The sequence below is a fragment of the Nonomuraea sp. WAC 01424 genome, from assembly GCF_003947315.1.
Taxonomy (GTDB): Bacteria; Actinomycetota; Actinomycetes; order Streptosporangiales; family Streptosporangiaceae; genus Nonomuraea; species Nonomuraea spiralis.
On sequence record NZ_QHHZ01000001.1, the window covers coordinates 428,486 to 452,409 of the forward strand.

20 protein-coding genes and 2 pseudogenes are annotated in these 23,924 nt (G+C 70.9%); 9 read left to right on the plus strand and 13 right to left on the minus strand.

Going from position 1 to position 23,924, the window contains the following annotated elements; genetic code table 11:
* Nucleotides 1-65: 65 nt before the first annotated feature.
* The 7 genes from DMB42_RS01945 to DMB42_RS01975 all read right to left on the minus strand — a co-directional run bounded on the left by DMB42_RS01945 (nt 66) and on the right by DMB42_RS01975 (nt 7,536).
* Nucleotides 66-1,904 (minus strand): glycoside hydrolase family 15 protein, encoded by a 1,839-nt coding sequence (locus DMB42_RS01945; RefSeq protein WP_125629955.1) that lies wholly within the window; start codon nt 1,902-1,904, stop codon nt 66-68.
* Entirely contained in the window at nt 1,901-2,299 is a 399-nt protein-coding gene (locus DMB42_RS01950; protein ID WP_260477429.1) for a hypothetical protein, read from the minus strand. The genes DMB42_RS01945 and DMB42_RS01950 overlap by 4 nt, the downstream gene beginning before the upstream one ends.
* 107 nt (nt 2,300-2,406) lie before the next feature.
* Nucleotides 2,407-3,741, minus strand: a complete 1,335-nt coding sequence (locus DMB42_RS01955) for a molybdopterin-dependent oxidoreductase (protein WP_260477430.1) — start codon at nt 3,739-3,741, stop codon at nt 2,407-2,409.
* A gap of 88 nt (nt 3,742-3,829) precedes the next feature.
* Nucleotides 3,830-5,215, minus strand: coding sequence for a glycosyltransferase 87 family protein (locus tag DMB42_RS01960; protein ID WP_221761974.1), 1,386 nt, complete (start codon nt 5,213-5,215; stop codon nt 3,830-3,832).
* Nucleotides 5,212-6,225 (minus strand): NAD-dependent epimerase/dehydratase family protein, encoded by a 1,014-nt coding sequence (locus tag DMB42_RS01965; RefSeq protein ID WP_125629956.1) that lies wholly within the window; start codon nt 6,223-6,225, stop codon nt 5,212-5,214. The genes DMB42_RS01960 and DMB42_RS01965 overlap by 4 nt, the downstream gene beginning before the upstream one ends.
* Nucleotides 6,225-6,875, minus strand: coding sequence for a TIGR04282 family arsenosugar biosynthesis glycosyltransferase (locus tag DMB42_RS01970; protein WP_125629958.1), 651 nt, complete (start codon nt 6,873-6,875; stop codon nt 6,225-6,227). Before DMB42_RS01970 ends, DMB42_RS01965 begins: the two co-directional genes overlap by 1 nt.
* Before the next feature lies 1 nt (nt 6,876).
* On the minus strand, nt 6,877-7,536 hold the full coding sequence (locus DMB42_RS01975) for a glycosyltransferase family 2 protein (protein ID WP_125629960.1): 660 nt from the start codon (nt 7,534-7,536) through the stop codon (nt 6,877-6,879).
* Between the two features lie 332 nt (nt 7,537-7,868).
* Between DMB42_RS01975 and DMB42_RS01980 the strand changes: the two genes are divergently transcribed.
* Complete coding sequence (locus tag DMB42_RS01980; protein WP_125629962.1) at nt 7,869-8,480, plus strand: methyltransferase domain-containing protein; 612 nt, start codon at nt 7,869-7,871, stop codon at nt 8,478-8,480.
* Between the two features lie 418 nt (nt 8,481-8,898).
* Here DMB42_RS01980 and DMB42_RS01990 read toward each other — a convergent pair whose 3' ends face one another.
* Entirely contained in the window at nt 8,899-12,288 is a 3,390-nt protein-coding gene (locus DMB42_RS01990) for an ATP-binding protein (protein ID WP_125629964.1), read from the minus strand.
* The gene (locus tag DMB42_RS01995) at nt 12,285-12,752 is read right to left on the minus strand and encodes a hypothetical protein (RefSeq protein ID WP_125629966.1); all 468 of its coding nucleotides are present in this window, start codon (nt 12,750-12,752) and stop codon (nt 12,285-12,287) included. The genes DMB42_RS01990 and DMB42_RS01995 overlap by 4 nt, the downstream gene beginning before the upstream one ends.
* A gap of 1,267 nt (nt 12,753-14,019) precedes the next feature.
* On the opposite strand from DMB42_RS01995, the gene DMB42_RS52920 reads away from it, so the two are divergent.
* Nucleotides 14,020-14,304, plus strand: a complete 285-nt coding sequence (locus DMB42_RS52920; RefSeq protein WP_185844420.1) for a hypothetical protein — start codon at nt 14,020-14,022, stop codon at nt 14,302-14,304.
* Between the two features lie 7 nt (nt 14,305-14,311).
* A complete protein-coding gene (locus DMB42_RS02005) occupies nt 14,312-15,454 on the plus strand; it encodes a methyltransferase (RefSeq protein ID WP_185844421.1) in 1,143 nt (380 codons plus the stop codon).
* A 45-nt stretch (nt 15,455-15,499) separates the two neighbouring features.
* Here the strand turns inward: DMB42_RS02005 and DMB42_RS02010 are convergent, their stop codons facing one another.
* Nucleotides 15,500-16,120: a TetR family transcriptional regulator gene (locus DMB42_RS02010; protein ID WP_221761975.1), complete on the minus strand. Its 621-nt coding sequence runs from the start codon at nt 16,118-16,120 to the stop codon at nt 15,500-15,502.
* An 82-nt stretch (nt 16,121-16,202) separates the two neighbouring features.
* On the opposite strand from DMB42_RS02010, the gene DMB42_RS02015 reads away from it, so the two are divergent.
* Nucleotides 16,203-17,144 carry an oxidoreductase gene (locus tag DMB42_RS02015; protein WP_125629972.1) on the plus strand — a complete coding sequence of 314 codons (942 nt, stop codon included), beginning with the start codon at nt 16,203-16,205 and terminating at the stop codon, nt 17,142-17,144.
* Between the two features lie 1,060 nt (nt 17,145-18,204).
* On the opposite strand, the gene DMB42_RS02020 is transcribed toward DMB42_RS02015, so the two are convergent.
* Nucleotides 18,205-19,722: an RtcB family protein gene (locus tag DMB42_RS02020; protein WP_125629974.1), complete on the minus strand. Its 1,518-nt coding sequence runs from the start codon at nt 19,720-19,722 to the stop codon at nt 18,205-18,207.
* 423 nt (nt 19,723-20,145) lie between these two features.
* Here DMB42_RS02020 and DMB42_RS02025 point away from each other — a divergent pair, with 423 nt between their 5' ends.
* The 3 genes and pseudogenes from DMB42_RS02025 to DMB42_RS02035 form a co-directional block, all read left to right on the plus strand.
* The gene (locus DMB42_RS02025; RefSeq protein ID WP_125629975.1) at nt 20,146-20,349 is read left to right on the plus strand and encodes a hypothetical protein; all 204 of its coding nucleotides are present in this window, start codon (nt 20,146-20,148) and stop codon (nt 20,347-20,349) included.
* A 33-nt stretch (nt 20,350-20,382) separates the two neighbouring features.
* Complete coding sequence (locus DMB42_RS02030) at nt 20,383-20,643, plus strand: hypothetical protein (RefSeq protein ID WP_125629977.1); 261 nt, start codon at nt 20,383-20,385, stop codon at nt 20,641-20,643.
* A 133-nt stretch (nt 20,644-20,776) separates the two neighbouring features.
* A pseudogene (locus DMB42_RS02035) lies at nt 20,777-20,887 on the plus strand (carotenoid oxygenase family protein); the annotation flags it as partial.
* A 32-nt stretch (nt 20,888-20,919) separates the two neighbouring features.
* On the opposite strand, the gene DMB42_RS02040 reads toward DMB42_RS02035, so the two are convergent.
* Entirely contained in the window at nt 20,920-21,645 is a 726-nt protein-coding gene (locus DMB42_RS02040; protein ID WP_125629979.1) for an alpha/beta fold hydrolase, read from the minus strand.
* A 138-nt stretch (nt 21,646-21,783) separates the two neighbouring features.
* On the opposite strand from DMB42_RS02040, the gene DMB42_RS02045 reads away from it, so the two are divergent.
* Together DMB42_RS02045 and DMB42_RS56275 are read left to right on the plus strand one after the other, a co-directional pair.
* Nucleotides 21,784-22,608, plus strand: a complete 825-nt coding sequence (locus DMB42_RS02045) for a helix-turn-helix domain-containing protein (protein WP_125629981.1) — start codon at nt 21,784-21,786, stop codon at nt 22,606-22,608.
* Between the two features lie 41 nt (nt 22,609-22,649).
* Nucleotides 22,650-22,874, plus strand: a pseudogene (locus tag DMB42_RS56275) (LLM class flavin-dependent oxidoreductase); the annotation flags it as partial.
* 179 nt (nt 22,875-23,053) lie between these two features.
* On the opposite strand, the gene DMB42_RS02055 reads toward DMB42_RS56275, so the two are convergent.
* Complete coding sequence (locus tag DMB42_RS02055) at nt 23,054-23,827, minus strand: IclR family transcriptional regulator (RefSeq protein ID WP_125629983.1); 774 nt, start codon at nt 23,825-23,827, stop codon at nt 23,054-23,056.
* Nucleotides 23,828-23,924 lie beyond the last annotated feature (97 nt).

The window sequence follows — 23,924 nt, forward strand, 5'->3', positions numbered from 1 at the left end:
GCGGCCCCGGCGGTCCGCCCAAGGCAGACGATGGCCGCCCTGGGACAAGCAGGCCGGGTATTGCTTCAAGAGCCGCCGTAAGGCGCTCGGTCCGAGGAGCGCCGGGCGTCCCCGATGGCGCGGGCGGCGTTGATCAGGCCGATGTGGCTGAGAGCTTGAGGGTAGTTGCCGATCGCCTCTCCTGTGGTGGGGTCCGCCTCTTCGCTGAGCAGGCCGACATCATTGGCGCAGGAGGCGGCGGTCTCGAACGCCCGCCTGGCCGCGGCGTCCTGACCAGTGAGGGCCAGCGCGTGGGCGAGCCAGAAGGTGCACAGCAGGAACGAACCCTCCTGTCCCGCCAGCCCGTCGGCGGAACGGTAGCGGTACACCAACCCTCTCGCGTCGGTCAGCCGGGTGGCGACAGCCTGCACGGTGGAGCGGATCCTCGGGTCGTCCGGCGGCAGGAATCCGACCAGGGGCATCATCAGGGTGGCGGCATCGACCTGGGTGCCACCGAACGTCTGGGTGAAGGCACCCGCCTGCTCGTTCCATCCGTGGGTCAGGATCGCGGCGTGGATCTCGTCCCGGACGCGCCTCCAGTCGGCGACCCGGGAGGCTGCTTCGAGCACGGGGGCCAAGGTGATGGCCCTGTCCAGTCCCACCCAGCACATCAGCTTGGAGTGCGTGAAGTGCCGGCTGGGGCCACGGACCTCCCACAGGCTCTGATCCGGCTCCTGCCAGCGGCGCGCGGCGGTCTCGGCCACTCCGATCAGCAGCGAGCGGGTGAGGGGGTCGAACGGGCCGATGTCCCGGTAGGTCTGGTGGGCGGCGTCGAGCAGTTCGCCGTACACGTCGAGTTGACGCTGGCGCCAGGCGTCGTTGCCGACCCGTACGGGGGCGCTGTCCCGCCATCCCCGCAGATGCGGCAGCCGCCGTTCGCTCAGGTCGCGCTCGCCGCCGATGCCGTACATGATCTGCAGGTCCGGGTCCGCGTCGACCTGGGTCGCGCACGCGCGGGCCAGGAAGGTGAAGAAGGCGGTTTCCTCCTCTTCGCAGGTGGCCGTGTTCAGGGCGTGCAGGGTGAAGCTGGCGTCGCGGACCCAGGTGTAGCGGTAGTCCCAGTTGCGCTCGCCGCCGATGCTCTCCGGCAGGGAGGTGGTGGCCGCGGCCACGATGGCCCCCGTCGGGGCGTAGGTCATCGCGCGCAGAACCCGGCCGCTGTGGTTGACCTGCCGGCGCCAGGGTCCCTCGTAGTCGCCGTGCCCGCGTGACCAGGAGCGCCATCCCGCGACGGTGTCCCGGATCCGGCGCGCGACGGCCCAGGAGGTACGGCACGGCGGGTCGGGCGCCCAGGCCCGATCGGCTTGCAGGGCCAGGCCGACGTTCTGTCCCGCGCGCAGAGTGAGAGCGGCGTCCGCGACCGAGCCGCTGGTCCGGAACTCCACCGGACTGGACAGGGTGAGCACGTCGGAGCCCCCACGGGCGACCAGGCCGCCGCGGACCGGTTGCATCAGCGGGCGGACGAGCCCGAACTCGGGCCGGGGCGCGTACACGATCTCCACGGGCACCTGCCCTTCGGTGCAGGCGAGCCGGCGGAGCAGCAGGCCGGGGGAAGACGTGCCCAGCGCATGGGCGCGTTCGCCGCGGCCCAGCGCGAGCGCGTCCAGGAGCACCAAGGTGCCGTCGCGCGTCCGGAACGTGGTCTCCAGCACAAGGGTGTCCTCGACGTACCGGCGGGTCACCTCGGCCGGACATGCCGGCCGGATCGTCCAGAATCCGGCCTCTTCGTCCAGCAGCCGGGCGAAGAGCGCCGGACTGTCGAAACGCGGCAGGCACAGCCAGTCGATGGAGCCGTCGGACGTGACCAGTGCCGCGGACCGGCAGTCCGACAACATCGCGTAGTCGCCGATCGGCCGGGTGCTCAACGGCCGGCCCGCCCCGCGGCCAGGCGTCGCAGCGCGTAGAGCAGTGCCGAGACGGCGAAGAGCACCAGGGTGACCAGGATCCATCGGTTGAGATAAGGGATGGTGCTCAAGCCGAGCGCCGCCCGGTAGTTGGGCTCGGCGCCGCGCAGGATGAGTGGGGACCACACCAGCAGCAGCAGGACGGAGTACGCGGCCGGCACGCGCAGGTAGTTGACCGGAGCCGGCCGCCGTCCCGCCGGCCGGGGCTTGCGCCGAGCAGTCGTACGACGGCGACGGGTACGGTCGGCGGCAGACCGGGCGGCGAGGTCGGCGGCGGAGTAGAGCGGGAACAGCACCAGATCGTGGAGGATGACGGCCCCCACGAACCACACCAGGAAGCCCGGCCAGATCCCCACGTCGACCACCCGGATGGCGGCGTAGCCGGCGACCAGGAAACAGAGGACGAGGGCGAGCAGGTGCCAAGGCGCAGCGCCGTAGGTCCGTGCCCACCGGCTGTGGCCGTTCAGGATCGCTCCTGGGTGAAGTCGAGCTCGCGCACCCACTTCGTGTTGTGCACGCCGGGGGCGTTGGGGACGATGACCCGCGCCGGAAAGCCGTGGTCGAGGGACAGGTCGGCGCCGTTGACCCGCAGCGCCAGCAGCGAGCGCGGGTCGGCGACCTGCGCGGCGCTGAGCGAGGCCTGACCGAAGTAGCCCACGCGTTGCAGAGACCTGGTGGTGACACCCGTCGAGCCGCTCCGGATCCCGGCGAGACGGGCGAGGTCGGCCAGCCGTACGCCGGTCCAGGTCTGGACGGTCGACCAGCCTTCCACGCAGGCGATCGGCAAGGCGTAGGTGTGGAGCGGCATCGCCAGCAGGTCCTCGCGGGAGAGTTGCATCCGCTGTGGTCCGACGAGTGCGAGCCGCCAGGACGCGCCGGTCTGAGCTGCTGTCACACCGAGGCTCGCCGCCGTCTTGTTGACCTGGAAATCGTTGGGGCCAGGGCCGTAGAGGCGCCCATGGGGAGCGAGCAGCGCGGTACGGCGCAGCGGCCCGTCGACGCACTGGCCGACTGACAGGCCGAACATGATCAGCGAGCCGCCGCCGGCGAAGGTCAGCAGGCCGCGCCTGGACATCGTGGGGGGCGCCGGGTCGACGGCGACCAGGCCATCGGGGTCCGGCGGCTCCGGGCGGGTGTCCGCCACAGAACTGCGCAGGTGGTCACGCAGGCCGTACGTCCGCAGGGTGTGGATGACGCGCGGCATCTTGATGACGACGTGGACGACGAACGCGGCCAGGAAGATCCACGCGCCATAAAAGTGGGCCGGGTAGAAGGAGAACGGGAAGACGTAGAAGAGCTGGACGTTGAGGATCCCGGTCACGAACTGGAATACCGCACCGCCGACCAGGAGCAGCAGGCTGGCCCGCTCGACGGCCTCCGCCACGGAGCGGGCGGGCGGCCAGGAGAACAGCTTGGGGATGACCGACCACAGCTTGGCCAGCAGTATCGGCACCAGGGTCAGCCCGCCGACGACGTGCACGCCCTGGGTGACCCGGTACAACCAGATGGGGTCCGTGGGCCAGTCGAACAGATAGAAGCCCAGCAGGCCCCTGCCGGGGGTCGTGTCGTTGCCCGGCAGCCGGGGCTCGTACGCGGCGTACGACACCAGCCCGGTGATCGCGACGAGGGTGATCCCGGCCAGCAGGACCAGTCCGAGCACCGAGGTCAGCCAGGGGCCGCGGAGCGGGCTGCGCCAGAACTCCGGCCGGAACGGCCCGGGCGGCCCGTTCCATCCCTTGAGCCGCGCGGCCAGGCGGCCCTTCCCACCGGCTTTCGCGCCGCGCCACACGTCCGGCACCGATCCCCCCGAAATCCACGTCGACTGTCCGGTCTCCTTACCGGAGGCGGTCTTTCCAATGCCACGTCCTCGCACCCATTCGGCAATATCAGGCCGCCCGCCGCCACGCCGGTGAGGGACGGACCACGCGTACGACGAACCCCGCGGCCACCGCCAGCGCGGCAAGGGCGTAGGCGATGGTCCCCAAGCCGCCGGTGCCCAGGTACGCCGCGCCGCTCGCCAGCGGGACGCCGAGCCACTCCCACCGGCCGTCGAGGGCGACCAGCGCGACGACCAGCACGGCGTACCAGGAATAGCCGGGCGTGAACACGAGGAACCCCACCCCGGTCACCAACAGCGCGCCCTGCCACGGCCGGTCCGCGTCACCGTGGCGGAGGACGTGAAAGATCGCGATCCCGAGGATGACCAGGGCCGCGGGCAACGCCCACGAGTCGGGAAGGACCAGCCGCAGCAACGCATACCGGTCCCTGCTGCCGGCATCGTCGTAACCCTCCTCGGTCAGGTACCCGAAGAGGTATCCGAGTACCGAGCCGCGCGAGGCGAGCGCGTACGGCAGATAGGCGAGCGCCACGACGAGAGCGGCGGGGCCGAGGACGGCCAGAGTGTCGAGCATCCGGCGCGCCGGCGTCCTCCCGTCTGCCGCGAGGAGCCCGGAGAGCGCTCCGGGGGCGGTGACGGCGGGCAGCAGCTTGACCGCGGTCGCCGCGCCGAGCAGTGTGCCGCCGAGAAGTCTGTGCCTGTTCACCGTGGTCAGGGCGATGACGGTGAGCAGGACGCCGAGCGCGTCGACGTGGGCGTTGTTCACCAGTTCGAGCGGGACGGCGGGACACCACGCGTAACAAGCGGTGTACGCCGGAGCGTTGTCCCGGCCGCCGAGCGCGATCAGCAGCACGGCCGAGGTCGCGAACGCCAGGAGCGCACCAGCGATCTGCAACGGCTTGTGCCGTGCCCCTTCGGGAGAGAGTCCGTGTACCAGGAGGAAGTACGCCTCCGCCAGCGGCGGATAGATCGTGTGCACGCCGGGACGGTTGATCCGCGTGCACGACGAGATCGGCTCTCCGGAGGGAATCGGATAACGATCGGGCCCCGCACAGCCGTCGCCGCGAGGAAAGAGCCAGCGGTCGCGCAGCGGCGCCAGCGCCTCCGCGTCCGGGGCGTGATCGTAGGGCGAGACGCCCGCGGCCTGCACCCGTCCGTCCCAGACGTAGCGGTAGGAATCGGTGCTGGTGGCGGGCGGCGAAAGGAGACCGGTGGCGGTCACGGCGATCCCACCGGCGATCAGCAGGCACATCGCCTGGCGTGTCGGCAGCCCGCGCACAGCCCATATGGCCGCATAGAAGAACGCCCACGCGAGCACGTATGGCCAGAACAGGCCGCGGCGGTCCGCCGGAACGGCGTCCTGACCGATCGCCCACGCGAGCGTCCCGGCCAGGGCGACCAGCAGGACGGCCGTTCCCGCCGCGCGGCGGATCACGCCGGGTAGGCCAGAGGTGCGGTGGCGAACTCCTTCATCCCTTCGTCGAACCCGATCCGGGCGTGGAAGCCGAGCTCCGCGCCCGCCTTGTGCGGAGCTGCCACGATGTGCCGGACGTCACCCAACCGGTACTCCCCCGTCGTCACCGGCTCCGGCCCGCCACGCTGAGCCGCCAGGGCCGCCGCCAGGTCGCCGATACTGCGCGGCTCCCCGCTGGCGATGTTGTACGCGTCCAGCAGGCCGGGCCGGCCGCCGGACAGCGCGGCGACGTTCGCGCGGGCGACATCGTGGACGTGGACGAAGTCCCGCAACTGCCCGCCGTCCTCGAACACCCTGGGTGCCCGACCGGCCTCCAGCGCGGATCTGAAGATCGCCGCCACCCCCGAGTACGGCGTGTCCCGTGGCATCCTCGGCCCGTACACGTTGTGGTACCGCAACGCGACGGCCGTGCCACCGGTCTCGCGCGCCCAGTTGGCGGCCAGATGCTCCTGCGCCAGTTTGCTGGTGGCGTACGCGTTGCGGGGATCCGTCTGCGCGTTCTCATCGATGGTGGCGTAGGCCAGCTCCGAGTCGCATCGAGGGCAGCGAGGTTCGAAGTGCCCGCGTGCCAGAGCGGCGGCGGAACGCGGCGCGGGCCGTACCCGGCCATGCCCCGGACAGTCGTAGGCGCCCTCGCCATAGACCACCATCGAGGAGGCCAGCACCAGCCGCCCGATCTCATGCCGGGCCATGGCGGCGAGCAGCACTGCCGTGCCGTACACGTTGACCGAGGCGTAGTCCGGCAGGTCGGCCACGTTCACGCCGAGCCCGACCTTGGCCGCCTGGTGCACGACGACGTCGATTCCTGTCATCGACCGGTCGAGCGCGGCGCTGTCGCGCACGTCGTCGCCGGTCCTGAGGTCCAGTCGGACCACCTCGTGCCCGGCTGCTTCCAGCGCCTCCGTCACATGGCTCCCGATGAATCCGGCCGCGCCGGTGACCAGTACCTTCGCCTCGTGAGAAGGGGGCATCACGACATCGCCGTCCCGGCGAGCGCGGCGGCGAAGCGGGAGCGGGGAGCCAGCGCCGCCACCTCGATCGCGTCCGCCATGGTGTCCACGTCGGTCAGGCAGGGCAGGCGGGCGACGCTCATGCCGGCCTCGGTCAGTCTGTTCAACTGGATCTCTCCTGTGGTCGGCTCGGACATCGGCACGCCGAGCAGCAGATCAGGGTCGGGGGCGCGCAGCCCGAGCAGCCAGAACCCACCGTCGGTCGCGGGGCCGAACACCGCGTCGTGAGAGCCGAGCAACGATACTGCGTCGGCCAGCAGGCCGGCGGACACCTGCGGGGTGTCCATGCCGATGAGCACGATCGGGGTGGGCGAGAGCCGGTGGGCGTCGTCGAACGCGGCGGCGAGCCGTTCGTCCAGGCCGTCCCCGCGCTGCGGAACGATGGTGAACCCGGCGGGCAGCCAGGCCCCGGGAGCCCCGTCGAGAGCGATCACGCGACGGGCCACCGGAACCCGGGCGACCGTCCGCAGCGTGTCCTCCAGCGCGGCGCCGGCCAGTGCCGCGGCCTCGCGCGGCGTGCAGGGCGGGGTCAGGCGGGTCTTCACCTTTCCCGGTACGGGCTCCTTGGCGATCACCAGGAGCTGCGCGCCACCGGCATGGTGCGGACTCACGTCATACCGCCCTGTCGGCCATGACCCGGCGCATGTCGCCGATCGTCCGTAGCGTGCCGCGCACCGTACCGGTCACCTTCGACCTCCCCGTACGGGCCAGATAGTCCACCTCGACCTCGGCGATCCGCCAGCCGGCCGCACCGGCGCGCAGCACCATCTCCAGGGGGTAGCCGAACCGCCGGTCCACCAGTTCCAAGGCCGACAGGGCGGCGCGTCCGCACGCCCGCATCGGCCCCAGGTCGTGCAGGTCGGCGCCGGTACGGCGGCGCAGCTTGCGAGCCAGCACGGCGTTGCCGAGCCGGGCGTGCACCGGCCAGGAGGCACCCGGTCCAAGGACACGGCGACCGAGGACCAGATCGGCCTCGCCCGCCAGGACCGGTCCGGCCACGCGCGGCAACTGCCCAGGGTCGAGGGAGGCGTCGGCGTCCATGAAGCACACCACGTCCGCCGTCGCGGCCGTCAGCCCCGCGTGGCACGCGGCGCCGAATCCGGGCCGGGGCTCGGTCACCACCATCGCGCCGAACTCCGTCGCGACCCTCGCGGATCCGTCGGTCGAACCGTTGTCGACCACGATCGGGCGGAAGCCGGGCGGCATCCGCCCGAGCACCCAGGGCAGGGCCGCCTCCTCGTTCAGACAGGGCAGAACCACGTCGATCTCCATGGGCCGACGCTAACGCGGCGACAGCGCCATTTCCCTTACGAAAGGATGACGTCGTTCCGAGAAATGACCGGCTCGGGTCCACGGAAATACAGTTTCGTGGTCGTCCGCGCGGTTTGGGCCGCTGGGCCCTACGCCCTGGCAGGGCATGCGACCTGTCCCACTCTGTCATATTTTGGCTTTCCACTGAGGGCATGATGGACGCACTTTTGCCCGGCAGTCGTGGCCTCGTGCCCGTAACAGCCTCGTAAGGATCGGCTCCGACCTGTGGGGGTAGTGTCTGCACATGATCATCGGTAGCCGCGCGAACGTCGTCCTCCACTAGGAAAAGCCGCGTGATTGGCACTTTCTATGAAGACTGCCTCAACGGCAGAGCCGTAGAAATCGAATATTCCGACGGCCTCATACAGCCACTCTCCGCCGAGCGCTGGCTCCGGTACAACGAGGGCGACGAGCACATTCTGGCCCGATGCGGCGGACCCACTCTCGATGTCGGTTCGGGACCCGGAAGACTGACCGTTGCCCTTACCCGAATGGGGATTCCCGCCATGGGCATCGACATCGCGCCCTTGGCCGTGGAACTGACCCGCCGCGCCGGCGGCCTGGCGCTGCACAGGTGCGTCTTCGAGCCCCTTCCCGGAACCGGGCGGTGGGCCGAGGCGCTCCTGGCCGACGGCAACATCGGCATCGGCGGCGACCCGGCAGCCCTCCTCCGGCGCCTGCGCGAGCTGGTCAGGCCAGGAGGCGCGGTGATCGCCGAACTCTCCCCGCCGGGTTCACAGAGCGTGGTCCAGACCGTACGGTTGCGCCAGGCCGGGTGTACGGGCGACTGGTTCACCTGGGCGACCGTGTCGATCGACGACATCGCCCCCCTTGCCGGGCGATCCGGGTTCCCCACCGTCGAACGCTGGAACGCGGCGGGGCGATGGTTCGCGTCCCTCTCATGATCCGCCAGGCCGCGCTCGCCCGATCCATCCACGATGGCCGGGGGACGGCCGCCTGGCGGCGGAGCACAGCCAGCTGATGCCGCAACACAAGGATCTCCGCGTCCTTGGACGTCCGCGATCTGGCAGCGCGATCCAGCCGAATACCCGTAAGACGATCAAGAACAGCAGCCGCAGAGCCCTCCTGCGATCCAGCCGGAACTGAGCCGCCGAACCTGGCGAAGCCTCAGATCAAACTGTGTGACCCAGTATTCGGCACCCACACCCTTCTGGATCTACACCGGCCAAGTGAAGAGGTACATCTGGTACGACCAGCCGCTCAGCCAGGGCTGCTACCACGGCCAGTCGCAGGACCTCACCGACGGCGCACTCGGCGTGACGAGCGGCGGCTACGTCTCCCACTGACCGCGCCCCGGGCCCGTCATGGAGGGTTGCTCCCCGCGGTGAGCCGGTCACGGACTTCGGCCGCCCGGCTCGCCGCGGCCCGGAACTCCCCCTCGCGTCCCAGGAGTTCGAGGACCGCGGCGAGGGTGTCCAGCACCGTCACGAGATCCTCGTCGTGCGTGGCGGGCTCGTCGCAGGCCAGCCGTTCCAGGATCTCGGCGGCCCGCCACGCCGGCGCCAGCGCCTCGGCCGGGCTGAACCACCGCAGGTTGGTCGCCAGGAGGTGCAGGGTCGCGGCGAGGGGGAGGTCGTTCGCGTGGTGGCCGTCCCGTACGAGGTGGTGGTAGATGCGGGCGGCCTCGTCGGCTGCGGCGGCGGCCTCCTCGTGGCGGCGCATGTCTTCGGCCCTGTGCGCCTGGCGTTTCAGCGCGTACGCCAGGTGGGCTAGGTGCTCGGACGAGCCGCCGCGCGCCAGCCGGCGGCGGACCTTGATGGCCTCGTCGCCGGCGGCCAGGGACTGCCACGGCCGGCCTATGATCCACAGCGTTTCCGCGAGCGTCTTCAGCGTGACGGCCAAGCCGTGGTCGCGCTCGTGCGGGTCGCCGCGGGAGCACCGGCGGTAGGCCGCCGCGATCTGCTCCAGCAGGGCGACGTTCTCCTCCCGCGCCTGGTTCTCGTAGGCGCCCACGGGGTGCTCGTCCGAGCTCTGGCCCAGCACGCCCGAGGACATCATGGTCAGCGCGGTGTGAAGGCAGTACTCCAGTTGGTAGCCGCTGTTCGTCCGGTGGATCTCGGCGGCGATCTCGCCCATGATGTCGATCGCTTCGTCCCACCTGCCGAGCATCGCCAGGACGCTGCCGCTGGCCGTCAGATGACCGATGCAGGCGTCGTCCTCGATGCGTCTGAGGAGGTCGGCGTGGAGACGGTGCCCGGCCAGGACGAGATCCCATCGTTCCAGCCGGCGCAGGAAGTGCTCCAGCGCGTAGAGCGTGTGGGAGACCGCGGTCGCGTGGGTGACGGAGACGTCCCGCGCCTCCTGGTGCAACACCCGCATGGCCGTCTCCAAGCCGGTCTCGACGTCCTCTCCGGTGCCCTGGAGCCAGGTCAGGCCGAGAACCACCGCGGCCGTGTTCTGCCAGGCAGCGCAGCCGTCGGGGTCCTTGAGCCGGTCCAGCCGGTGACGGATCCGTACGGCCTCCTGGAACGCGGCGCCGGCTGGTTCGGCGCGGCCCAGCCGCATCAGCACCCCGCACTGGGCGGCCAGCGTCACGTGCAGAGTCTCCTCGTGAACGGATTCGGCCGTCCGCTTCCGGACGATCCCGCGCAGCATCTCGACGGACTCGCGGGCGAGGGTCTCGGCCTGCTCCGGTTCGGAGGTCACCAGGTTTCCCGCCAGGCCCACCAGCGCGATCGCGACCTCGGCGAGCGGCTCGTCGTCCAGGCCGTCCTTCTCGCGCGTCAGCCGGCGGATGATCTCGACGCCCTCGCGCGCGAGGGCCAGTGACTCCTGCCCCGCTCCCAGATACGGCCCGCACAGAGCGGTCATGAAGATCGCGACGGCCAGGTGCCCCTGGTGTTCCTCGGGATCGTCGTCGGCGAGGCGGCGGTAGATCTCGACGGCTTCCCGGAACATCGCCAGCGCCTCGTCCGGCCGGTCCAGCTCGGGCCGCAATGTGTCGCCGCCGGCTGTCAGCGTGCCCATCGTCGTCCAGCTGTCTCCGTGGGAGATGCCGCCGAGGGTCAGGACCATCGCCAGCCCGAACGCCGACTCGGCGAGCCTGGGCTCGAACGTGCGCGGGTCGGCCGCGGCCAGCGGCCGGTAGAGCGTGATCGCCTCGGTGAGCGCGGCGGCCGCCTTCTCCACCTGGCGAACCTTGTCGAGCCAGTGGCCCAGGGCCTCGTACACCTTGGCGCGGGCGGCGGGGTCGGTGAGCGTCGGCAGGCGGTGACGGGCGAGGTGCTCGGTGAGGGCGGCGGCGGCGACGGCGAGGTCACCGGGCGCGTCGCCCGGCTCCTCGGGGAGGAGCCGTTCGAGCGCCTCCAGGGTGGGGACCAGGTGCGGCCAGCGTTCGGCGGCCGTGGTGAGGAACGTGATCGTCCGGGCGGCGTACGGCGGCAGCGCCCCGTCGCCGGGCGAGGTGAGCAGCACCTCGGGGACGTCGGCCGCCCACGCCTCCGGCAGCTGCTCGGGCAGGCCGTGGCCGGGCAGGCACAGGGCCAGGAAGTCCTCGGCGAGCCGGTCGGGATACAGAGGCTCCAGCACCGTACGGGGATCGGCGGGCGGGTAGCAGAAGGTGTGGTCGGCGAGCACCCGGTCGGGGTCGCCGCCGACGCCCACCGTGTCCAGCACCGCTTTCGCGTCCCGGTAGCCGAGCGGGCCGGTGAGCACGGCGGTGAACACGGCCCGGCGCATCCGCTCCGGGGGCGTGCCGAACGCCGTGCGCGCACCGGCCAGAGGGTCGGCGATGCCGTGCAGGGCGTGCCAGTGGTGACTCTCGCGGCCCAGCAGGTACGCAGTCAGCGCCGGCATGTCCTCGTGCGGCCCGGCGGGCTGCGGCGCGCGGCGCGCGTGCCGGTCGACCGCGACCAGCGCCGCCATGTGGACGGCGAGGGTGAGGCCGAACTCCGCCCGTCCCAGCCAGCCGGGCACGCCGATCGCCGAGGCGTCCGGCGCATCGTAGCAGCGGGCGAAGCAGTCACGGGCGGCCACGAACATGTCGGCGCGGGCGTCCTCGGCGGCCGGCAGCGCGCCGAGCGACCGGGCGGTACAGCTCCCGGCCGGCCAGCCGGCCTGGACGAGGGCGTGGCGCAGGGCGGGCCAGACGTGCTCGTTCCGGGCGAGGAGCAGGACCCGTACCGGTACGTCCTGGTCGAGGACCTTGTTGCCGGCCAGCCACGTCAGGTGGGCGAGGGGCCAGCGGTCGGCGTAGTCGACCAGCATCAGCAGCCCGCGGGCGGCTCCGAGCCGCAGGTCGTGGCTGGTCTGGTCCTCTGCGTCGACCACCAGGGACGCGGCGTGCTCGGCGACGATCACCTTCCACCCCTGCCGGGCGGCCGACGCGGCGACGTGACCGGCCAGGCGGGTCTTGCCCTGGCCGCCGGGGGCGTGCAGCCAGCGGACCGCGCGGCCGTCACCGCTGTCGCGCCAGGCGGTCAGCTCGCCGACCTCGTCGTCGCGGCCGGTGAAGTCCACGATCGCGTGGCGGGCGTTGAGCAGGTGGCTCGGCTGGGCCGGCAGCCCGTGGCGGTCGCGCGCGACTACCGGGGCCGTGCGCCCACCGGCCTCCCTGAGCAGGTAGACCGGCCTGCCGTCGCCGAAGACGTGCAGGTCGGCGCCCATCACGCCGTAACCGAAGCCGGCCTCGACCCGTACCTCCTGGTGGGCGTTCAGCCCCCTCTGGCCGAACAGCCCGTCCGCGACGGTCACCGCGCGGGGTCCGCGCCGCCGTTCGCCGTGTCCTGCTGTCGGGCGGGGGCGTGGTCGTGGTAGATGAGGTCGCCTCCCTGGACGGCGAAGCTGCGGGCGTTGTCACGGGTGATGACGTACTGGTTCTGCTGCACTTGCCGGTGCTCGGGCAGGGTGTCCCGTATGTGGGAGATGAGCTGCCGGAGTTCGGCCTCGGCGTCGGGATGTTCCTTCAGCAGCCGCAGCAGCTCCATCCGCCAGACCGGCAGCAGTTGCCGCCGTACCTCGTCGGGTTCGCTGTCCTGCTCCACTAGGCCGACGTTGCCGTCCAGCTGGGCCTCGACAGCCACCTGACGCTGGGGCCCCTGCCGGCCGAACAGCCTGGCCATGCCGTTGCGGGCCCCCTGCCAGGCATCGGTCGCCATCGCCTCCACCAGGGCCGCACCGCCACTGGCGGCCAAGGCCGTGAGCGCTTCGGTCAACATAGGCTGCTCCTTCGTCTCATGCCTGTACGGCGGTGCGGACGGAAACCCCGAATCCAGCTCAATACTGACTGGGCACGGATGGAGGCGTCATGGAAACGACCAAGAACGCGCTGGCGTCGGAACATAGGAAACCCCTCGGGAACCGGTCCACCCCTCCGCCCCTTCCCAGCGTCTATAGGGTCGCTGGAGTACGGCCTGGCCACCGCCTCGCTGATCGTCGGCAAGTGGTCGGCCACCGCCGGGCCGAGTGGTGGCCGCTCCGCCCACGGCCCACCAAGGACGGTGTCGACGCCGTAGCGCAGGCGGGGGTAGCTCTCGGTGGCCTTGAGGACGTTCCCGAGGCTGGTAGGCATGACCTGCGCCGCCTCCCTGGCGGGTAGCGGTGGTGCACAAGGGTCTCGGCGAGCCTGTCGGCGCGGGCTGCTGCGGCGAGGGTGGTGAGGCGGCGCCGGGGCCAGGTGCCGCCGAGATCGGCGAACAGGCGGCCAAGGCGCGCGTCAAAGACGTTCTCCACGCGGATTCGCGCGCATCCCAGCGCTAACGTCCGGTGCCGAGACCTTCGGTCTCCGTGCTGTCCGGCGCGGACCTCCCGCGGCCTGTAACGATCGGTCTACTTGACGGTTGGGGCCACGCTCGGGAGGACGCCGTGATTTCTCGCGTGAAAGACAGACCCACTTTTCTGTCTCTCTGGGCCCCACCTGGCGATCTTCGCCGTTGTCAGTTCGCGTGAGAAGTGGCCCCACTTAGCGATCACGGACGCCTTGACCACGCATGAGTCTGGGCCCCATCAGAGTCAGATCTCAGCCCGAGGATTCCGTCCGCCCGTGGACTCGGGGACTGCTGTCGGCGTAAAGCTTGAGTGCTCCACCGAGTGCGGGGCTATGTGCTCCAGCTCAGGCGACGTCGGTGTCTCGTTCGATGTTCTTGATCCGATTCTTGAGTCGGTAGCTGGGCGTTGATGGGAGATGACGTCGCAGTGGCGGAGGAGTCGAAAGCGCGTGGGTTCGTCGAATCCCGGTCGTGAGCGGGGAACCGCGTGTGGCTTCGTTTGGTGGAAAGTGGTGGCATGGAGACTGCGAACCGCACGCTGACCGCAGATGTGACTGCGGCGCTGAGGTACTGGCCGGACGTCATCCACGGCAGCCAGAAGAGTCCACCGGACCCAGTGGATCTTACCGTCCTGCCTCCTTTCTTCAACGAAGTGTTGCAGGACCTACCGTGGTGGAACCGTGACTGGTAGGTCAGCGACGTCGAGCCGGGCGTCCCCTTGGAGATCGAGAGTGATCACGACCGTTCCACGACAAGGTTCACAGAGGTGTCGGTGCCAGGCACCGCCAGCGCCAGCTCCGGAGAGAGCCTGCCATTCGTCGCGAAGGTCAGGTTTTCCAGTGATCGGCTGATCCGATTCCAAGCCAAGATCGGCGAGATGGTCGTCGGCCCGGCAGACACACCGGCCGGGCGGCTGGAGCCGCATCCGTTCTCAGCAGTATTCAGCAGACTGATGGACCTGCGAGGGATTCCCGTGAGGGACAATGAGCACGGACAGGTATGACGGAGTCATGTTTCCGGAACCCGGGCATCCGCTGATGCTGCCGTGGGCCATGCGTGTCGCGGCGACGCTCCGCCTCGCCGATCTCATGGACGAAGGGCTTTCGCGGCCGGAGCAGTTCGCCACTCGCAGCGGGGCCCACGCCGGCAGCGTGGAGCGGCTGCTGCGCTACCTCGTCTGCCGGGGCTGCTTCATCGAGCCCGAGCCCGGCCGGTTCGCGCTCAACGACCAGGGCGAGACGCTGCTGAGCGACCATCCGTCGGGGATGCGCGGCTGTCTCGACATCGACGGCCCGTTCGGCCGCACCGACCAGGCCATCTCCCACCTGCTGAGCGCCGTGCGCACCGGCCGCCCCGCCTACGCCGAGGTGCACGGACGCCCCTTCTTCGACGACCTGGCCGGCGCTCCGGAACGGTCGGCCGTCTTCGACGACGTCATGCGCCGCCGCCTGGCCGTGGACCTGCCGCACCTCCTCCAAGGCTATGACTGGACGAGCGTCGGCAGCGTGGCCGACGTCGGCGGCGGCACCGGCGGGCTGCTCGCCGCGCTCCTGGCCGCCCATCCCAGGCTGCGCGGCACCCTCGTCGAGCTGCCGGCGACCGCGCGGCGGGCCGAGCGGTTCCTGCGCGAGCAAGGGCTGACCGGCCGCTGCGAGATCGCCGCTCGTGACCACCGCGCACGACCTGTTCATGATGCTGGTGTTCGGTGCCGGGGAACGCGACCTCGCCGAGCTCTCCCGGCTCGCCACGGACGCGGGGCTGAGCCTCGGTGCCACCCGCCCCCTACCCTCGGGGTCCTGGCTGCTGGAACTGGCCCCGGCGCTGGGCTCGTCACGATGAGCCAGGTCGACGTCTACTACGACCTGTGCCTGCGCCTGATGGGTCCGTTGCGCACCACGCTGCTGACCGGTGAGCAGCTTTGTGAAATAGGCCGGATCATCTACGGCCGGCCCGAGCGTTTCTCCCTGTACGGCGTCCCCGCTCCCGGCATGGAGGCCACCGGCATCCGGGTCCTGGGCCGGACGTCAGCCGAGTGCTGCGTGGACGAGATGGCCGTCGCGGTCGGCTCGCAAGGGTATCGCCAGGCAGGGCAGTCGGAGCGGCGCCGGGTGTCCTACGCCTCAACGCACCCGCTCGCTGTGTGTCGATGGTGAAGTGGTGCGTGATGAGCACGTCGAGGGCCGGACGTCGTCATCGTGCTACCGAACCCCTTGCGGTACGACGGTGTCCAGCGCCGGCGCGATGACGGCGAATGCCTGGTCTATCAAGGCGGCCGGGCCCTCGACGCCGTCGCTGTCGCTCCACCGCTGCAGCACGGCGTCGAAGGCGGTCAGCGCCGTCCCGGCGGCCAGTCGCGGGTAGAGATGGTTTTCGGCGGAGAGGTCCAGCCGGCGGGCCAGCTCGGACGCCAGGTCGTCGCGCCACTGCGCCTGGCGTTCCAGGAAGCGGGCGAGGAGGGCGGGCGTGTCCAGGATCAGCTGCACCACGCGCAGTGCCCGGTCGGCGTGGCCGGCGCAGGCGTCGACGGAGACCCAGACGGTGTGCCGCAGCGCGACCGAGGGCGGCTCCTCGGCGGGTCTGGCCGCCAGCTCCGCGCGCATGCCGTCGCCCAGCCCGGCCAGGAACTGGACGACCACGTCTTCCTTCGAGGCGAAGTAGCGGAAGAACGTCCGTCTGGAGACGCCCGCGGCGGCCGCGATCTCGTCGACCGTGACCGCGTCGAACCCCTTCTGGGTCAGCAGATTCAGCGCCGCCTGGGTCAGCTCGTCCGAGACGAGTTGACGTTTGCGTTGGGCCAGGCTCACTTCGGGGTTGGTCACCGAACCATCGTACACACTATGCCAATGATGACACGAAGACTCAGATTTGACACTCAGTGCCATCAAGGGCAACGTGTGCCGCATGACCAAGCAAGAGCCCTGGACCACCGGACACATTCCCGACCAGACCAAGCGGGTGTTCGTCGTCACCGGAGCCACCAGCGGCCTCGGCCTGGCGACCACCCGGGCGCTCGCCCTCAAGAACGCGCACGTCATCCTCGCCGTACGCGACGATTTCAAGGCCCGCCGGACGGTCGAGAGGATCACCGCCGAGCAGCCGAGCGCCCACCTGGAGGTACGCCGGCTCGACCTGGCCGACCTGGACTCGGTCCGCGCCTTCGCCGACGGGTTGCGCTCCGACCACACACGGCTGGACGTGCTACTCAACAACGCCGGCGTGATGGCGCCGCCCCGGACGCTCAGCACGCAGGGCCACGAGTTGCAGTTCGCGGTAAACCACCTGGCCCACTTCGCCCTCACCGGCCTGCTGCTCGACCTCCTGGCCGAGGGCGACAACCCGCGCGTGGTCACGGTGAGCTCCGCCAACCACCGACAGGGGCGGCTGTTCTACGACGACCTGTCCGGCGAGCGTACGTACGCCCCCATGGCGTACTACAACCAGTCGAAGTTCGCCAACGCCGTCTTCGGCCGGGAGCTGCACCGCCGGCTGGCCGCAGCGGGCAGCCCGGTGCGCAGCATGCTCGCCCACCCCGGCTACACCGCCACCAACCTGCAGACCAGCGCCCCGGTCGGCATGGTGAAGCTGCTGTACGGCCGCATCCTCGCCCCGCTCGCCCAGTCCCCCGACCAGGGCGCGCTGCCCCAGTTGTACGCGGCGACCGCCCCGGACGCCGACAGCGGGCAGTTCTTCGGGCCGGACGGCATGGCCGAACTGCGCGGCGCGCCGAAACGGGTGCAGCTGTCCCCGGCCGCCGCCGACGCCGAAACCGGACGCCGGCTGTGGGAGCTGTCAGAACGGCTGACCGCCGTACGGTTCGCGCTTCCGTCCGCCGGCTCAGCCTAGAAGCGGTGGACCGGGGGTGGCCGGGCACGAGGTGATGATCTCAACGCTCGGCATCCCTACAGCTCCGAGGTTCTGCGGCCCTCCGGCCTGTTCGACGGTGGCACAGTCACTCACTACCCCATCGGCCCGCCGCAGATCGCCGGCCGGTTCACCTCGCGCCGCGACCTGGCCGACGCGCTCATCCGCGAGACCGTCGAGGACCTACGCTGCGATCGTGTCAAGCCCGGCCCGGACCCTGGATCCGGACGCCTCCGCGACCCGAAACGATGAGGCGTCCATGCGAAGCCGCAGGTTGGGAGTACACGTTTCTGCACGTCAAACACACTCTCGCACTGAGCACGCCATTCGTCGACCTGCAGGTCGCGCAAGCGCGAGCAGGGCGTGTGGTCCCCAACAGGTCCCCGGCCTCCATCCCCTGGCGCTACGGGGACGATGAGCCAAACCCGCGATCACAGGCGCTGATTCGCGCGTTTCCGTAGAGCCAGCCACGGCAGACGACACCCCTCCCGACTCGACGGCCCGCGATCCCACCACGGGCAAGGCAGCTGCCGTACGCCGACGCCCCTCAGCTGTCGGCGCGAGCCGGCCACTCCACCTCATGGGCCGACCCGCAGACCAGCACCAGCGCCGCCACTGATCTGAAACGCGCAACCGACCTCCCATCCCCAGCTCCAAGCTGTTACTGGGCATTGGCGCCGTTGCGCCCTCCACCGTGGTTGCCATGAGTCTTCGGCCAGGCCACCCAGGCATTCTGGACCGCATTCGACGCCAGGTCATCACAGGCGAGATCATGATCAGGGCGCGCCCCGCAGGATTCGAACCTGCGACCGTCGGATCAGAAGCAAGATCCGTTAGTGCCGATCGAGTGACAACCTGCGCTCCATCCGCCTTCGCCATCGTCACCGGCGTGATCAGCGAATACCACCACGATGGGTAACCACAGCTCAAACCACATAACTCAATACTCGAGCGGCACAGGGTTCAGCGAACCCGCAGATCGGACGCAGTCACCGAACATTCGCGCCCCGCAGGCAGCCGATATCGTGCGCGGGGAAGGCGGTCAGCCCTTGACGGTGAGGAGCGGGCGCAGCTCGGCCACGGGGTCCGCCACACCTCCCGCCTGCAGGCTCGACACCACGGGCCCGATGTCCTTGTACGCCCACGGAGCTTCCTGCTTGAGGTCGCGCCGCCAGGCCGTCATCACGTCCGCGCGGCGCGCCACGGTCGGATCGCGGTGGTCCAGCGGCGTGACCACGCGGAACTCCCGCAGGAACGCGTCGAGGTCGCGGTCGCCGGCCCGTGCGGTGGCGCCGCGTGGGACTCGCCGTCCGGCGCCGTGGCAGGCGCTGGCCAACGTGCGGGCGTTGCCGTGGCCCCGCAGCAGGTAGCTGGACGCTCCCATCGACCCGGGCACGATCACGGGCTCGCCCCAGATCGCGTACGGGCCGCCGCTCATCTGCTCGTGACCACCCGCCGGCGTCGCGCCTTTGCGGTGGATGACGCGGTCCTCCTCCTGCCAGAACAGGTTGTGCGGCGCGTCGTAGACCAGGCGCGCCGTCGTCTGGCCGCATTCGGCGGCGAGCCCGGCCCGCATGGTGAGGGCGAGGAAGAACCGATTGCCTGAGGCGAAGTTGGCGGCGTTGCCGAAGGCGTCCAGGTAGCGGCGCCGGGCGGCGGCCGTGCGCTCGTTCAGCAGGAACGGCAGGATCTGGTTGCGGGGTCGCGACAACCCCGGCGGCCAGGTCTGGCGCAGCCGGTCCAGCGCTGTGGCGTTGGCCTGGTGTCCCAGCGCCAGTGAGCCGCTGTGCACCATCAGGACGACCGCGCCCGCTGTCAGGCCCCACGCGTACGCCGCGGCGGGATCGTGGACGCGTGCCACGTACTGCAGTTCGGCGAAGTGGTTGCCGCCGCCGATGCTGCCGATGAGGCTGTCGTGGCTGGCGGCCTCGGTGCCGCCCGCGCTGGTGATCCAGTCGGCGAACGCCTCGGCGGTGCCGGTCGGGTGCGCCGGAGCGTGCATGCGGTCCAGGCAGTCCTCGGTGTCGGTCGGCTGGTGGCCTTGCCAGGGGGCGTCGCCGGTGAGCATGAGCCCTGGGAGCCCGTCGCGCAGGAGTGCCTCCCGCTGGGCGGGGGTGAGGGCGATGCGGCGGCCGCCCTCGAAGAACAAGTGCCGCAGCCGCCGTTCCAGGGCGTCCAGGCGCGGACGTACCTGCTCCACGGTGAGTGAGGTGACCTCCAGCCGCATGCCGCAGTTGACGTCGTTGCCGACCGCCTGCGGGAGCAGCGCGCCCTCGGTCTCGATGACCGTGCCGATCGGGATGCCCGCGCCTTTGTGGAAGTCAGGGGTGAGGACGAGGCGGACCAGGCGGGGCAGCGGACCGTCGTGGCCGGGTACGGCCTCGGCGAGGCGGTGGAGGGTGTCGGCGGTCTCCAGGACGGACAGCACTTCGTCGACGGCGGCCGGTTCGAGAGGCACACGTTCGTCGGCACAGATGTCGACGGGGATGTCGTAGGGGTTCGGGAGGGTGAGCCACTGCTCGTCGCGGCGCAGGAGACGGCGGTCTTGACGGGTGCGCATGATGGTGAAGTCCTTCGGGCTGCTGAAATGCGATGTAAGGGCGGGCGCGGTCGAAAGCCGCGCCGAAGAGGGCGACGGGCCGGGGCCGCCGCCGCGGGCCTCGTGGTTCAGCAGCCGCGAGGTGAAGGCGTGCCCGACTGTAGTACGGCACGCGCCGCCCACACCACGGATTTACGCCTCCGCCGAGGAGGCGACGCCGGCGTGCCGGCGACGTCACGCAATTCAATGGCAGGGCGAGATCGATGGCTCTTCCATGCGCGTCACCGCGTGAACCGGACGAGTAAGTTCTGGGTCAGCGGATCAGCCTCCCAGGTGAATCGCCACTGGTGGCACGGATACGTGCCCGATGTACACCGGATGAATTGCGGGGAGCAGGTGGCCACTTCGGCCGGCGCCTGCTCCCCCTGATCGCGGAGATGTCACATGCCAAAACCCACCGACCTCTACGACCTGTTGGCCACCCGAGGGTTCGAGGGTGCGGCCGAATATCCGGGTTTCCACATCGTGTGGGCCGAAGGGATGGGTGGCAACGAGCCGGCCCGGCGGCTCGGCGCCGATCCGAACAATGCTCACCGGTGCGGCCTGGACGACATCGCCGGTCTCGGTGGCGGCTGTGCCGGCATGTAGGCCGGGGCCGCCGACGGATGGGTGCAGGCCTTCATGTTCGACTGGTTTCCGCATGACTTCTGCTGGGTCCAGGAGACGTGGCCGAGTCAGCGGGCCGGGGCCGACCCCACCGCGCTTGACCCGCTCATGCGAGACCTGCACTTCCAACTGGACGAACCAGGGGACATCTTCAACGAAGATCCCACCACGGTCGACGTGAGCGTGACATCAGCTCTCCGGCCGGCAGGTCGCCTCACCGGGCGGGAGATCGACGCGGGGTCGCTGGACCGCACCCACAGCCTGTACCTGTTCTGACCTCAGCGCTGACGCGTCCCCGGTTTGCGAGGGGTGCACCGCCTTCCTCCAGGCCATACCTGCGGCGAGGCCGTCTTCGCGTCTCGGGCAGGGACCGGTGAGAACGAGGGCTTCCCGATGAACGTTCGCCCACGACCGCGGCACCGGTACGAGTCGCCTGGCCATCCTGGACGCCGCCGACCTGGCCGCGACCCCGCTCGCCGAGGTGCACGTCCCGGTGCGCATCCCCACGGGCTTCCACGGCAACTGGATCCCGGTCTGCCCCAGGCCACCGGGTCACGCGAGCTTGAGCAGTAGTTCGGTGAGCTCGGCCGGCATGGTGATCATGCAGTCGTGGCCCGTCGGCAGCTCCCACACCTGTGCGGGGCTGCCGTTGGGCTGCGTCGCCGGAACGGGCCGCCGCGTGATGCCCTCCGGTACGCCCGCGACGCAGTGGATGTGCGTCCGCGGGATCGCGTGCGTGACGGGGTTGTCCAGCCGGACCGGCTGCTGGAGGCAGAGCGCCGGCTGGTCCGACAGCATCGCCCGCAGCCAGGCCACGTCCGCCTTGTCGGTGACCCCGAACAGGCCCAGGGGCGGCGGCAGCTCGGGCATGGGCGGGATCCGCCAGCCGGTCCCGGACTGCGCGGCGCGGTCGATGAGGGCCTGGGTGACGGGCTGCACGTCCACCGCGCTCTCGCCGTCCTCCGGGACCATCGCGTCGAGGTAGACCAGGTGGGCGATGCGTTCCGGGATGCGGTTGGCGACGGAGGAGATGACCAGCCCGGCGTAGCTGTGGCCGACCAGGATCACGTCGGCGAGGTCGTTCGCGGTGATCAGCTCGACGATGTCGCCGGCGTGGGTGTCCAGTCCCACCTCGGGGCCGAGCAGATGGGCCTTGCCGCCGTGGCCGGTCAGCGACGGCGCGGCCGCCTGATGCCCGGCCGAGGTCAGGAGCGGGACCACCCGCTCCCAGCATCGACCGCTGTGCCAGGCCCCGTGTACCAGCACGTACGTTGACATGTGCGGCTCCTTGCTCATCAAAGGGGTGTTCGTTCCCGAGTGAGGTTTCCGCTCGTCCGCCGGCGCAGCCAGAGCCCTCGCGATCCTGGGGGTGAGGGGGCCAGGCACGCGCCGAGGTGCGCCATTACCGTGGTGCGCATGAGCGGCGAATCCAATCTTCTGGGCGAATACGTACGCGCCCGCCGGGAGCTCGTCACTCCTGAGCAGGCGGGCATCCCCTCCGTGGGCGTACGGCGGGTGCCGGGCCTGCGCCGGGAGGAGGTTGCGATGCTCGCCGGCATCAGCGCCGACTACTACCTGCGCCTGGAGCAGGGCCGCGACCGCAACCCGTCCGGGCAGGTGCTGGTGTCCCTCGCGCGCGTGCTGCGGCTCGACGACGATGCGACGGCCTATCTGCTGCGCCTCGGGGCGGGCGATCCCCGGCGGCGACGGCGGCGGCCCCGCAAGGAGAGCGTTCCCACGGGCATCGCCAAGCTCGTCGCCGCGCTCGCGCTGCCCGCGTACGTGGAGGGCCGCTCCTTCGACGTCCTGGCCGCCAACGCGCCGGCGACCACCCTGTCGCCGCGGCTCGTGGCGGGGCGCAACCGCCTGCGGGACGTGTTCCTCGACCCCGCCGAGCAGGCTCTCTACCCGGACTGGGAGAACGCCGCGCAGGGCATGGTCGCCGGCTTCCGCAAGTCCGTCGGCGCCGACGTCGACGATCCCCGGTTCGTCGAACTCGTCGGCGAGCTCTCCCTCACCAGCCCGCTGTTCAGCAGGCTTTGGGCCCGCCACGACGTGAACACGTGCGAAGGCGCGCCCAAGCGCCTCGACCATCCCCAGGTCGGTGAGCTGTGGCTGAACCGGGAGAGGCTGGGCGTGAGCGGCGCGGCGGGCCAGACGCTCATCGTCCTGCACCCGGACCCCGGCACCGGCAGCGCCGAGAAGCTGGCGCTCCTCGCCTCCGTCACGCCTTCTCCGTAAAATCACCCTGAAATTAGGGCTATCTGGAGGAGGGGCGGCGGATGAGCCCCCGACTGCTCTGGTACAACCCCAACCAGGCCCGGCCCGGCCACCGGGGCGACGACGCGGCCGACCGGGCCCGTACCCGGGAGTTCCTGCGGATCGTGCGCCGGCTGTGGACCGAGGAGGACGTCACCCACCACGGCGAGCACTTCCGCGTCACCGGCTCCACCGTGCGGCCGCGGCCCGCCGCCCGAGGGACGCGGCCGCGCGCATCCGCCGCTGGAGTTCGGCCTGCGCGCCACCCCCGTCGTCCGCGCCACCCCCGTCGTCCGCGACGCCGCCGCCGGCCAGCGACGCCTGCTGGACCTGGCCGAGCGGGGCGAGGTGCTCGACCGCAACCCCTACACCGCCCCCGGCCGGTACGGCGCCGCCTGCTGCGGCAGGAGCCGGCGGAAGGCGTGACTCAGGCGGAGGGGCGCAGGCGGCGCTCGGCCGGTGGGATCAGCAGCACCTCCAGCGCGCGGGCGCAGGCCCGCGCGTGCGCGGCGAACCAGTCGATCCGCGCGTCGCTGATGACCAGCGGCGTGGAGCGCACGGCCAGCGCGTAGCGGACGTGGTTGTGCCGGTCGAGCACCGGCACCGCGACGGTGCGGATGCCGTCGCCCGACTCCCCGTCGTTGAGCGCGTACCCGGATTCGCGCACGCGGACCAGCTCCTCGCGCAGTTCGGCGTGGTCCACGATGGTGCGGCCGGTCAGCGCCGGCAATGGGCCGAGCGCCTCCAGGTCGGCGCTGCCCTCCGGGTCCCAGGCCAGCAGCACCTTGCCCAGCGCCGTGGAGTGCAGGGGGCGGCGCAGCCCGGCGCCGCTGTCAGGGTTGAGCGAGCCGCCGCTCAGGATGACCGCGTGCCGGTCGTTGCGGACGGCCAGGTCCACGGTGGCGGAGGTGATGCGGGCCAGCTCGGCCAGTTCGGGGGCGATGCGGTGCAGGCCGCGCCGGTGGAAGGAGAGCTGCCCCAGCTCCGTGATGGACGGCCCCAGCCGGTAGCGGCCGGTGCGCGCCTCCTGCTCCAGGAAGCCCGTGGCGGCCAGCGTCCTGGCCAGGCGGTGGGTGGTCGAGGTGGACAGCCCCATCCTGCGCGCCAGGTCGGACAGGCCGAGTGAGGCGTCACCGCCCCCGAAGCAGCCGAGCAGGCCGATCGCCCTGCGCACCGACTGGACACTGTCGTCTGTTGCCATGCGGGAAACTCCGCCTTCCGAGTAGGGAGATCGGGGACCAGGTAAGAGCCGGTCCAGCCGGGAACGTTTCCCGCATCGCGGGACAATCTTTGCATTC